The sequence below is a fragment of the Paenibacillus sp. HGF5 genome (genome assembly GCF_000204455.1).
Classification (GTDB): Bacteria; Bacillota; Bacilli; order Paenibacillales; family Paenibacillaceae; genus Paenibacillus_AQ; species Paenibacillus_AQ lautus_A.
Map to the genome: position 1 here is coordinate 50,280 of NZ_AEXS01000151.1, position 11,391 is coordinate 61,670.

General features: G+C 50.7%; 10 protein-coding genes. 3 read left to right on the plus strand and 7 right to left on the minus strand.

All coding sequences use genetic code 11. The features are described 5' to 3' along the window. Positions 1-139: 139 nt before the first annotated feature. The 7 genes from alr to HMPREF9412_RS24340 all read right to left on the minus strand — a co-directional run bounded on the left by alr (position 140) and on the right by HMPREF9412_RS24340 (position 7,699). Positions 140-1,327, minus strand: a complete 1,188-nt coding sequence (gene alr / locus HMPREF9412_RS24310) for an alanine racemase (protein ID WP_009594420.1) — start codon at positions 1,325-1,327, stop codon at positions 140-142. A gap of 272 nt (positions 1,328-1,599) precedes the next feature. Next, the gene (locus HMPREF9412_RS24315; RefSeq protein ID WP_009594425.1) at positions 1,600-2,712 is read right to left on the minus strand and encodes an outer membrane lipoprotein-sorting protein; all 1,113 of its coding nucleotides are present in this window, start codon (positions 2,710-2,712) and stop codon (positions 1,600-1,602) included. A gap of 262 nt (positions 2,713-2,974) precedes the next feature. After that, a complete protein-coding gene (locus tag HMPREF9412_RS24320) occupies positions 2,975-4,303 on the minus strand; it encodes an MFS transporter (RefSeq protein WP_009594416.1) in 1,329 nt (442 codons plus the stop codon). 62 nt (positions 4,304-4,365) lie between these two features. Further along, positions 4,366-4,866 (minus strand): winged helix-turn-helix domain-containing protein, encoded by a 501-nt coding sequence (locus HMPREF9412_RS24325; RefSeq protein WP_009594455.1) that lies wholly within the window; start codon positions 4,864-4,866, stop codon positions 4,366-4,368. A 169-nt stretch (positions 4,867-5,035) separates the two neighbouring features. Then, positions 5,036-5,596, minus strand: coding sequence for a GNAT family N-acetyltransferase (locus tag HMPREF9412_RS24330; protein ID WP_009594407.1), 561 nt, complete (start codon positions 5,594-5,596; stop codon positions 5,036-5,038). 32 nt (positions 5,597-5,628) lie between these two features. Continuing rightward, positions 5,629-6,957, minus strand: coding sequence for an alpha/beta hydrolase (locus tag HMPREF9412_RS24335; protein ID WP_009594433.1), 1,329 nt, complete (start codon positions 6,955-6,957; stop codon positions 5,629-5,631). 172 nt (positions 6,958-7,129) lie between these two features. Continuing rightward, entirely contained in the window at positions 7,130-7,699 is a 570-nt protein-coding gene (locus HMPREF9412_RS24340) for a GbsR/MarR family transcriptional regulator (protein ID WP_009594429.1), read from the minus strand. 370 nt (positions 7,700-8,069) lie between these two features. Here HMPREF9412_RS24340 and HMPREF9412_RS24345 point away from each other — a divergent pair, with 370 nt between their 5' ends. From HMPREF9412_RS24345 to HMPREF9412_RS24355, 3 genes are read left to right on the plus strand one after another with little or no spacing between them, the layout of a single operon-like run. Next, complete coding sequence (locus HMPREF9412_RS24345; protein WP_009594445.1) at positions 8,070-9,272, plus strand: quaternary amine ABC transporter ATP-binding protein; 1,203 nt, start codon at positions 8,070-8,072, stop codon at positions 9,270-9,272. Further along, entirely contained in the window at positions 9,265-10,098 is an 834-nt protein-coding gene (locus HMPREF9412_RS24350; protein WP_009594457.1) for an ABC transporter permease, read from the plus strand. The genes HMPREF9412_RS24345 and HMPREF9412_RS24350 overlap by 8 nt, the downstream gene beginning before the upstream one ends. A 1-nt stretch (position 10,099) precedes the next feature. Continuing rightward, a complete protein-coding gene (locus HMPREF9412_RS24355; RefSeq protein ID WP_009594437.1) occupies positions 10,100-11,020 on the plus strand; it encodes a glycine betaine ABC transporter substrate-binding protein in 921 nt (306 codons plus the stop codon). Positions 11,021-11,391: the final 371 nt, after the last annotated feature.

The following is an 11,391-nucleotide window of genomic DNA, read 5'->3' on the forward strand; positions in this document are numbered from 1 at the left end:
GGTATATCAAGTATGCTGCATATCATTATAAACTACAATCGACACTTTCGTACAGACTTAAACGACATATTCCTAATTCGGGAAGATCTGTACGTATTCCTTCTTTCCTGAATAAATAACTTATGGCGACATGCTTTTTTTAAAGGTTGTTCCAGAGCGCGTTTACGGTCTTTACCGGTATATCATCGCGTATATAAAGACGCGGTACCCGGTGGGCAATCATGCAGACGACCTCATAGTGGATCGTCCCCAGCTTGGCTGCCAGCTCATCTGCCGTAATACATTCGCCAGATTGCTGGCCGATGAGTACAACCTCTTCACCAGCTTTGATTTGTTCCGCCTCCTCGGCGAAAGATTTGAGCGATACCATACATTGGTCCATACAGATATTTCCGACTACAGGGACGCGGCGGCCGCGTATCAGCACTTCCGCTTTACCGCTCAGCATACGAGAGAAGCCATCGGCATAACCGATGGGAAGGGTTCCAATTCGTTCTTCCTGCTCCGTTACATACTTCGTCCCATAGCTGATGCCGGAATGCGGAGGTAAATTTTTGACGTAGACAAGCTTTGTCTTTAGCGTCATGACAGGGCGGAGGCTTACTGTCTTTCGATTCACCTCGTCCGAAGGATATAGTCCGTACAAGCCGATGCCGACACGAACCATATTATAGGATAGTTCAGGTGTATCGATCGCAGCAGCGCTGTTGCCCGTATGTATGATCGGGATATGGTAATCCTTATCCCGAAGAGCGTCCGCAACGCCCTGGAAACGGCGATACTGTCCCAACGTATAGTCTTTGTTCTCTTCATCCGCTCTTGCAAAATGGGTAAACATACCTTCGACCACAACCTGCGGCAGCGAAAACGCTTCTTCTATAAAAGAAATCGCATCTTCGCCGGGAAGCAGGCCCAAACGACCCATTCCGCTGTCAATCTTGATGTGTACCTTAAGCGGCTTCTCCGGCTTGACCGGCAGTGCCTTTATCGCTTGGAGCACTTCCGAACTGAACAGGGTTATGGTTACATCATACTCGTAAGCGATCTCTACAGCCTCCGGTGGGGTATAACCGAGCACCAGGATCGGGACAGAGATGCCGCCTTGCCGAAGCTCAAGCGCTTCATCAAGGAAAGCCACGCTTAAGTATGCCGCACCCAGTTGCTGAAGTTCGCGTGCCACTTCTACGGCTCCGTGACCATAAGCGTTCGCCTTCACACAAGCAAGCAATTTCATGTGATCCGGCAGCGCCTCACGAAAAGCGTTATAGTTGGCGCGCAGATGGTCCAGGTTGATTTCCGCCAGGGTAGGTCGATATATCGCTTGCAATTCCAGTCACCTTCTTACCATTTTGAAAAAAGCATTATGCTTTACAATAGATTAATGGTAATGTTCCCGGGAGCAACTGTCAATTGAGACAAACTGCTTATTTATGGAGCTCGTGGTTCCATCCGGACGGCGAAACTTGGTGAAACGTCGGAATATCTGCAAAATATCGATGAAGTCCCCTGCCCAAATTCCTTTATTTGGAGAAAATAGGCGAATGGCCTCATTGTCGGAAGACTGCCCTCCTTCAATGCTTGGTATCCGCCTACTTCGTATTATTTACCCGATTCTCCCTGCATGGAAGCAGCGACTTTCTTCATTTCTTCGACTGGCAGATTAGCGCTCGTGATCCGGTATTCCACGCCTTCCGAACTCCAAGTCAGCGTTCTTTGCTGATCGCCGGTGAGCAGGCCGACCGTCGTGAAATCAATATAAACCGCTTCGCCCGGAACGAGTGAAACCGCACGATCCGACGGTCTGGATTCCATGATCGTGTATTGGTATACGCCGTCGTACTTCAGAATAACCGCATGGTCCTTGCTCTCCGGAACTTCCATGGTGTCCTTGTTGGTAACCCCTGCAGGCACATATTCCGGATAAATGATGCCGAAGGATCCCATGTCGCCGCCGGCAGCCGTTTCCGTCAGGCCCTCGGTTCCCTGAGCGCCGTTCCCATCCGTAGTGGAAGCAACTGGTACCCCGTTCTCGTCCACTTCCGCAATCGTCCCCTTCGCATCGTTCATGGCACTCAGATTCTTGTTGGTATCAAACGAATCCTTGGTCAGGTTCGTATCGAATGTAAAGGTATTGAACTTCACTTCAACGACGACATTGGCTTCCGAATCCGATACTTGTACCTGTTTCGGCGTGTAGTTGTCCTTGGCGAGCCAGATCTTTTGACGAATCAAGGAATGACTGTGGTAGTTGGCGGCAACATCAAACACGTAGCTGTCCTGGTCCTCGGCAAACTGGCGCGTATTGTCGCTCAGAATGCTGCTAAGCAGCGTTTGATACAGATATACCTGCCCCTGATTATCCGGCCAGTCGCTCTTGAAGCGGAAGCTCTTATTTAAGCTTGGCGTCAGTACGAACACGCCGTCATCGTTGCGAAGCACGATTTGCGTAATATCCTTTTGCCCGTTGGTTAAGCTGATCCGATAGTAAGATGGAGATTGGTACCATACCTCAACCTGATACTCCTGCGGCGCCGAACCGGTATGTATGGTCATAACGCCCGCTCCCTGGTAAGCGCCCTTGGCACTTTCCAGCTTATCAGCCACCTTGCCCAGATCCTTCACAACGCTGTCTGCATTTTTCTTCCCGCATCCCGCCAGTATTGTTGTTAAGCATAATACTACCGCGAGCAGCACCCATGAAATCCGGCGCATGTCATCATCCCCTTCAACACTTGTTTTGACTTGATTGATACATGTCTATGAGGGACTTGGTCACATTATGCAGACTAGCCTGACAAGCAGGATTACAGCGGACTGCGGCATGGGCTTAAGATCGCTCACATCGTAAAAAACGAGCCAGGAGGAATCCATTCGATCGCGGATTCATCCGGGGCTCGTTTTGAAATTGCAGCATGGGTTTCCCTATCCGAGACTTAGACTTCTGCAAGCATCAACCTTATTCACGTAAGCCATCTTAATTGGCGGCATGCAACGAAACGGAATTCTCAGGCGCTGCATTCGTATAAGGCGCGAACCATTCCTCATCCACTTGGTCAGGTGCCGGAAGGCTGCGGGTGGTCGAGTCGAAGACCCAGAAGATCCCTACGCAGAACACGGCGATTCCGCATCCCGCGATAACGGAGGAGCTTGCCGCAACCACGCCAAGGGCACCTCCAATCAGGCTGCCAAGCGGCATGGCAATTCCGCTGAGTCCGCTTGCTGCCGCGAACACCGTGCCCAATCTTTTCTCGGGTATCGCCTTCTGAATGACCGAATTGATGATGACGTTCGTAATGCCTCCGGGAAACCATGCCAGGCCGTACACCAGAACGACAAGCCAAGTCCAAGGGGTGAACACGCTGAGGCACCAGGCAGCACCCGATAAACAAAACGCTCCGGCAAAAAGATATCCAAGCGGCAGGCGCTCCAGCTTCAAATACGGAGCCAGGATCGCTCCCAACAAACTTCCGCAAGCCTGGGCCATGAGCAAGATCCCGTACACGCCGGCTCCGCCGAGGCTGTCGGCGAACGCAGGCATCACCGTGAAGGTAGCGCCGCCTGCGGCATTGATGACGATAATCCCCATCTGTACCCGTGCGAGCGGGGTTGCCAGGATGTAGCGCAGACCTTCTTTCATGTCGGCCCAATAATCGCTGAGAGCCTTTTGCATCGTTTTTGAAGTTACGGCTGCTTTCGCCGTTGTTCTATTATCGTTGTTATCAGAAGTCTTAATGGACTTCTTGATTTTCAATTGCGCAAATAACAAAGCTCCGATGAAAAATCCAATGGAATTCCATAAGTAAAGGGATACGGCGCCCAGCACGACAATCAATACGCCGGATATGGCATTGCAAGCGACATCGATGCCTTGGTAAGCCAGGGAGAACAGCGAGTTGCCTTGCGTCAGCTGCTTCTTTTCGAGAATTTTAGGAAGGGCCGACATTTGAGCCGGATATACCCACATATTCAGCGTCGATAGAATCGGCGTAATCGCCAGTACAAGGCCGACCGTCAGAAAGTCGAAATAAAATGCAAGCGGAACGATCAACAGAAGGAGCGCTTGAATGAACTGGGTGTACACCAGAAGCCCTCGGATGGGAACGCGGTCGATCATCGGGCCGGATAACAATTGAATGATCCGGGGGAGAATCGAGAGGAGGCCGGCAAGTCCTGTATACAGCGTCGAACCTCCCAGATCGTATACCAGCCACATGGCCGCCACGGCATACAGGCTGTCGCCGATATTCGTAAGGATTCGGCCAATGAACAACAGCAGAAAATTGCGATTCTTTAAAATCTCCACAGAGAAACACTCCCTTATTATAAAATTTTATCGTTTAGGAGAAGAGGCTGTGAAGCCCCTTCCTATTTGGACGTTTCCGTCGAAACCACGTTGATCCCAACGGCATACTCCTTGCTGTCTTCCCCTTTGGTCGCGATGGTCTTATTCACCCATTTTTCGAGCAGTTCCTTGAATTCCTTTGTCATCTCTTCATATTGGTCGGCATTCAGCTGCAGCCTCAAGCTAATTCGGGTTCGGGTCGCCGCGTCATAATCTTCGGCAAGAACCGGGTCCATCGTTTGCGTTCCCTTGGTGTTAAACCACTTCGCTTTGGATTTATAATATTTCTCAACGATGCCGCCTACCGTTCGGGTCTCCACCAAATCTATCAGCCCTCCGTCATATAACTTCTGGATATGATAGTGGATGCTTCCCGGCGAATCTCCCAATTCATCCGCGACTTGCTTGGAGGTTTTGGCCGTATCCAGCATGGTTCCGAGAATTTTCACCCGCTGGGCGCTGCCGAGCAGCTTCGCTTGTTCCACCGATATTTCGATGCTTTGATTTTGATCTTGATCCATCATGCAGCTCTCCATTCTAATTGAATTATTCATTCTAAACTTGTTATTCATACGATTATTTTCGTTTGATCTATTTTAGTTTATCAATCTAATTTTCTAGATCGGTATGTCACAATAATAAACCACCTATTACCATTTGTAAATAGGCGGTTTATAAATTGTTTATTTTTTTCTACACAGGCTTGACCATATGATGATAAACATGCCCGTTAATCATGATGTCCTTATCCGTTTTATATCCTTTTCGGTCGTACAAGGAATGGGCACGATGATTGTCCGTCACCACGGCGAGGGCAATTTTATGGTACTTCAGCTCCTTCGCCCGGTTCTCCGCATGAAGTATAAGCGCCGAACCGATCCCCTTGCCTCCAAACTGAGGGGAAACGGATAACGTATCGATATAGTACTCATCCTCATCCGCTTCTTGATCCAGCGTTACGGAAGGGTCGTTCTTCAGCTTCCGCAGCCGATCCAGGATGGGACGATCCAATTCCGCCGCTTGATCGCCGCCGTAAGCAACGATGATGCCGGCCACCTCGCCGTCGATCTCCTTCACGGCAGACTGACGGTAACTGAGCCTGCCTTCTTCCGCCCGGAAATATTGCTCCAGCACTTCAATCGCATTCTCTTCGCTCTCTTCCCCCGTTAACCGATGCGCTACATCGTGCAGTGCGTCATACAGCAGCCTGGCTGCCGCAACCGCATCCTGTGGCCTTGCTGATCTGATGGTCATGCTGATTCAACCTCCAATTGCCAATCCATCTTTTAAACATCCCAGTCCTCAACCTCGTAAAACAGCTCCAAATCGGACGATGCCGTAAACGAACGCCGTTTCACTTTGGGATCCCCGATCTTCTCATGCAATCCAAACCCTCGCGATACCTTGAACGTAAAAGACAAACCATGCGGTACCATCGCGCTTCCCCTGTAAAAGCCCTCTCCGCTGTACGGAATCTCAAATCCGGCATAGATCATGGGAGAAACGGGCGTTGCAGGCGGGACCTTCACCTCAATCGCGACTTTCACGAATTCCGGAAGTTCTTCGACGATCCTAATCTCTTTATCCGCGCTTAAGCTTCCCATGTGCAGCGTAATCCGGGTGCTGCCGGGAGTCCGAGGCTTGAGCGTTCCGTCCGGCAGTATCGTGAGCAATTCCGGAGACTCAACATGATATGTTCCATTCATCAACGTTTGGACAAATCCGCTGTCGTATGTAATGACCGGATTCAGTTGCTTGACGGGGCCGTTTACCCCTGCAACGCCGTCGCCATACAGCTTGATCGAGACCGGTTCACCAATGTTTCCGAAAAAATACAGCAGCGGCGCCTGTGCTCTGCCTGCCCAGTCGCTTTGGCTGTGAGCCGCTCCCGGATCCAGGAACAGCATGAGATCATCCCCCGGCACAAAACCGTCCTGAACCAAGCGTTCCGCTTCCTCCCGGGCGTATTTTTCCATGAAAACTCCTTCCGCACCGCCCATATCCAGCCAAACCCGAAGATTCGGGTGCGTACCGTATCTTTCATAAAAGGAATGTTCCTTCAGTTCGCCCCGTTCATCGAATTGGGCTCTGACGAAATAAGGCGACATGACCGCAATGCTACCGAACACATCCGGCCTCCGGAAACCGATGTTGTAGGTGACGATCCCGCCCGCGGACGAACCCATCATAGCCGTATGCTCCGGACCCCTCAACGTGCGAAAATTCTGGTTGATATAAGGCATTACTTCTTCAATGATAAAGGTTTCGTACCGTTCGCCGGCAAACGGCGGATCGAACACCTGATGCATCCGTGGGTTGTCATGGAAATACTCGTTCAGCCTTTGATGGGGAACCGTAGCGATGCCAACGATGATAATCTCCTCCATCCGCCCTTCGAAAACCAGCCGATCCGCGGTGACGTGCATATCCCACGAGCCGCCACGTTCATCCGCCGAAAATACGTGCTGCCCGTCATGCATATAGAGTACGGCATAATGCTTATCCGTATTCTCGTGATAACTGGGAGGAAGATATACATACAAACTCCGGGTATTGCTTAAGCTAACCGATGGAAAATCCGCGATCTCTACCATTCTTGAGGACATACTGACCATTCTAACCCCTCCTGATTATTTTTGCACCACATGTGCGGTTAACATGCGGATTATTGGCTTAAGGCAGCGCCATATAACAAAAAAAGGCACAACCCGATAAAATCAGGTTGTACCTCTTAGGTAAGCATTGCCTTACTTCACATTATACTGGGGAATTTCCCCATATTCAAGATCAGGATTTGCCCTCAGGCGGCTCTTTCGGCACATAGTTGAAGATTTCGCCATCCACGAAAGTATCAATCAATCGCTCCAGCCATTTATAGTAAGCAACGGCCTCACGCATCTTCGCCTGATCCTCTTGCAGCACCGCTACCAGCTCTTCGTCATCCTCATGCGCTTTGCAGAGCTTCTCCGTTTCGTCAAGCGCTTTGCGAAGGACCAAAATGTTGCTCTCCACCGATTTACGCCATTTAATATCGAAAAAATCAAAGAAGGTCTGGTACCAGTCGTACTCCACTTCATACAAATCCTTGCGAGAGCCCTTCTCCCATACCTTGTTGACCATTTTATAATCGAGCAGCGTCCGCACGCCTGTACTCATGCTGGTCTTGCTCATCTTCATTTCCTGTCCCATTTCATCCAGGTTCATCGGTTTATCTGCAAAATAAAGTAATCCGTATAAATGTCCCGTTGAGTGTGGAATGCCGTACAAGTCCATATTCCGTCCAATATTTTCAATGACACGCTTACGAATCTTCTGCACGGCTGCCTGCCGTTCATCATCTAAATGGTACAAGCCCATGCTTGCAGCCTCCTCTATACTGTAGCCATCCAAGAAGTCATGTCAACATAACAAAACTAGGTGGACTCGAAGTGTAGTGTGAACGATCTCAATGAAATCTAAACAAGCCGAATCCACACACATTCTCTGATCTATTGTAGGGAAAGCTATTTTAAAAGTAAAGAAGATCGCTTTGGAGGATATCGGAGCATATGAGAGCATTTCAAAGGATAACTTTGTACAGTTTTTACTGTACGTACTTTACGTACGGATATAACGTTTGATACTTTGCGTATCGGTTGTTACAATGGGTGACATGGGTTTACGAGACGACAGCGGCAAAGACTCGGTCAAATGGACGCGTCTCTATACAATAAAAGGAGGAGTACTTTTGGCTATTCTGCAAGTTAACAAAGTCAGCAAATTGTTCGGCGCGAACCCGGAACAAGGGCTTCAATTGCTTGAGCAAGGCTGGAGTAAAGCGCGAATTGCAAAAGAGAAAAATATAACGGTTGGCGTTAACCGTGTCAGCTTCGATATTCAGGAAGGCGAGATCTTCGTGATCATGGGGCTGTCGGGCAGCGGAAAGTCTACACTCGTCCGTTTGCTAAATCGGTTGATTGAACCAACATCGGGTGAAATCTTGATACACGGCAAGGACCTGCGAAAAATGAACAAGGAACAGCTTCGGGAAGTGCGCCGCAAAAAAATCAGCATGGTGTTCCAGAAGTTCGCCTTGTTTCCCCATCGCACGGTTGTGGACAATGTGGAATACGGTTTGGAGATTCAAAAGGTAGACAAGAGCAAGCGCCGCGAAGCCGCCATGAAGTCGCTTGAGCTTGTAGGTTTGAAGGGCTGGGAGGAAAAAATGCCCGATCAGCTCAGCGGCGGCATGCAGCAGCGCGTCGGGCTGGCCCGTGCGCTTGCCAACGATCCGGAGATTCTGCTGATGGACGAAGCCTTCAGCGCCCTGGATCCGCTCATTCGCAGAGATATGCAGGACGAATTGATCGAGCTCCAGGACAAAATGAAAAAAACCATCGTGTTCATTACCCACGACTTGGACGAAGCTCTTCGGATCGGCGACCGCATTGCCTTGATGAAGGACGGCTCGATCGTGCAGATCGGCACGCCGGAGGAAATCTTGACCCAGCCTGCCAACGACTACGTTGAACGGTTCGTGGAAGACGTGGATCTGTCCAAGGTGCTTACCGCTTCACGGGTTATGCGCCGTCCGGAAACCATCACGATGGATCGCGGGCCTCGGGTTGCGCTGGAGCTTATGCGTGAACGCGGCATCTCGAACCTGTTCGTGATCGACCGTTCGAAGAAGCTGCTCGGCGTCATTACGGCGGAAGATGCATCGGATGCCATGAAGAATAACCGCAAGCTTGCGGATATTCTCATCACGGACGGACCGAGCGTCGGACCCGACACGCTGCTAAATGAATTGTTTGAAATTACGAGCATGTCCAAAGTGCCATTGGCCGTTGTGGATGACACCGGCCGACTGATGGGCGTTATCGTCCGCGGTGCCGTCCTTGGTGCCTTGGCCGGAGAAACCAAGAACGAGGAGGTGACGCAAGATGCCTAAGATCCCTCTTGCCAGCTGGGTTGATTCCTTGGTCGATTGGATGGGAGACGTGTTCTCCGGATTCTTTGATGCCATCTCCTTCATTATCGAGAACGTTGTGCAGTTGTTTACGGATTTGTTCATGCTTCCTCATCCGTATCTGTTCATCGTTATCCTGGCCGTCATTGCCTACCTGCTGGGTCGCCTGCCGTTGACCTTGTTCACGGCCATTGGCTTCCTGCTGATCGACAACTTGGGCTACTGGTCACAGACGATGAGCACGCTCAGTCTGGTCATCACGGCCGCATTGATCTCCGTTATACTGGGTGTTCCGCTGGGGATATGGGCGGCCTACAGCAAGTCCGCATCCCGCGTGATCATACCGGTTCTGGACTTTATGCAGACCATGCCGGCCTTTGTGTACTTGCTGCCTGCCGTCACGTTCTTCAGTCTGGGTGTGGTTCCGGGGGTTATTGCTTCGGTTATCTTCGCTATTCCGCCAACGATTCGCCTGACCCGTCTCGGGATTAATCAAGTATCCGGTGAATTGACGGAAGCTGCGGATGCATTCGGTTCGACTTCCGGGCAGAAATTGTTCAAGGTGCAGCTGCCGCTGGCCATGCCAACCTTGATGGCCGGCATCAACCAGACCATCATGCTCTCGTTGTCGATGGTGGTAATCGCTTCGATGATCGGTGCCCAAGGTATTGGTGCCGAGGTATATCGTGCAGTAACGCAGCTGCAAATCGGTAAAGGGTTTGAAGCCGGCTTGGCCGTCGTCATTTTGGCGATTGTCCTCGACCGCTTTACTCAAAATATATTTAAATCGAAAAAAAGGGGTGCTTAATTTGAAGAAACAGAAGTTTTGGTTGCTGCTGAGCTTGGCTGCTATTCTGGTCCTGTCCGCTTGCGGTCAGGGCGGAAACGGTGGCGCGAATGGAACGACGGACAACGGGGCTGATGGCGGTTCCACCGCTTCCCTCGGCGATCAAGTCAAACATGAAATCATCGGTATTGATCCTGGCGCGGGTATTATGAAAGCAACGGCTGCTGCGATTGAGGAATATGGATTGACCGACTGGAAACTGATCGAAGGTTCCGGCGCGGCCATGACGGCAACTCTCGATAAAGCCATCAAGAACGAAGATCCGATCATTATTACCGGTTGGACTCCGCACTGGATGTTCGCCAAATACGATCTGAAGTATCTGGAAGATCCGAAGAAGGTCTACGGTGAAGCGGAAGAGATCCACACCGTTGCCCGCCTTGGACTTCAGGAAGATCATCCGGAAGCTTATAAGTTCCTGAGCAATTTCAAATGGACGTCCGACGATATGGGTCAGATTATGACCGCGATCCAAGAAGGCCAAGACCCTGAGGCTGCTGCTAAAGAATGGGCGGACAGCAATGCGGAGAAAGTCGATGCTTGGCTCGAAGGCGTTCAGCCGGTTGACGGCAAAAGCTTCAAATTCAGTTATGTGGCTTGGGATTCCGAAATTGCCAGCACCAACCTGCTGAAAGTGATCATGGAAGAAAAGCTGGGTTACAAAGTTGAGGCCCTTCAAGTTGAAGCAGGCCCTATGTGGACCGGCGTTGCCAACGGCGACGTGGACGCCACCGTGGCTGCTTGGCTGCCACTGACGCATGCGGACTACTGGGATAAATTCAAGGACCAAGTGGAAGACCTTGGCGCCAACATGGAAGGCGTAAAAACCGGACTGGTGGTTCCGTCTTACGTGGAAGCCAATTCGATTGAGGATTTGAAATAATGATGAATGAAAGCCATCCCATGGTTTGTGGGATGGCTTTCTTTTTTGGATGTCAAGATTAGTCGGCCTGGTCTGGGGAGGATGTATCCGTTCCGGTCGCTGTTGAAACCAGGAAAACAGGATGATATTTTGCGGTATTTTCCCGGTTTCAAAGGCGAACGCCAGGTCTCCTCCACGGATACATCCTCTTTTCTTGGGCTCGGCCTCCAATCTTTCCCGCAAAGAGAGCCATCCCTTTCTTCAGGGATGGCTTTTTGGGGGCGGTGCGGGAAGGGGCTAAGCTGACCAGTTCCACACGGTCAGCTTAGCCTGATTTATGGCCGGACATGCTGTGAATCCCCTTGGGACTCACAGGCTTGCCGGCTCGGCTT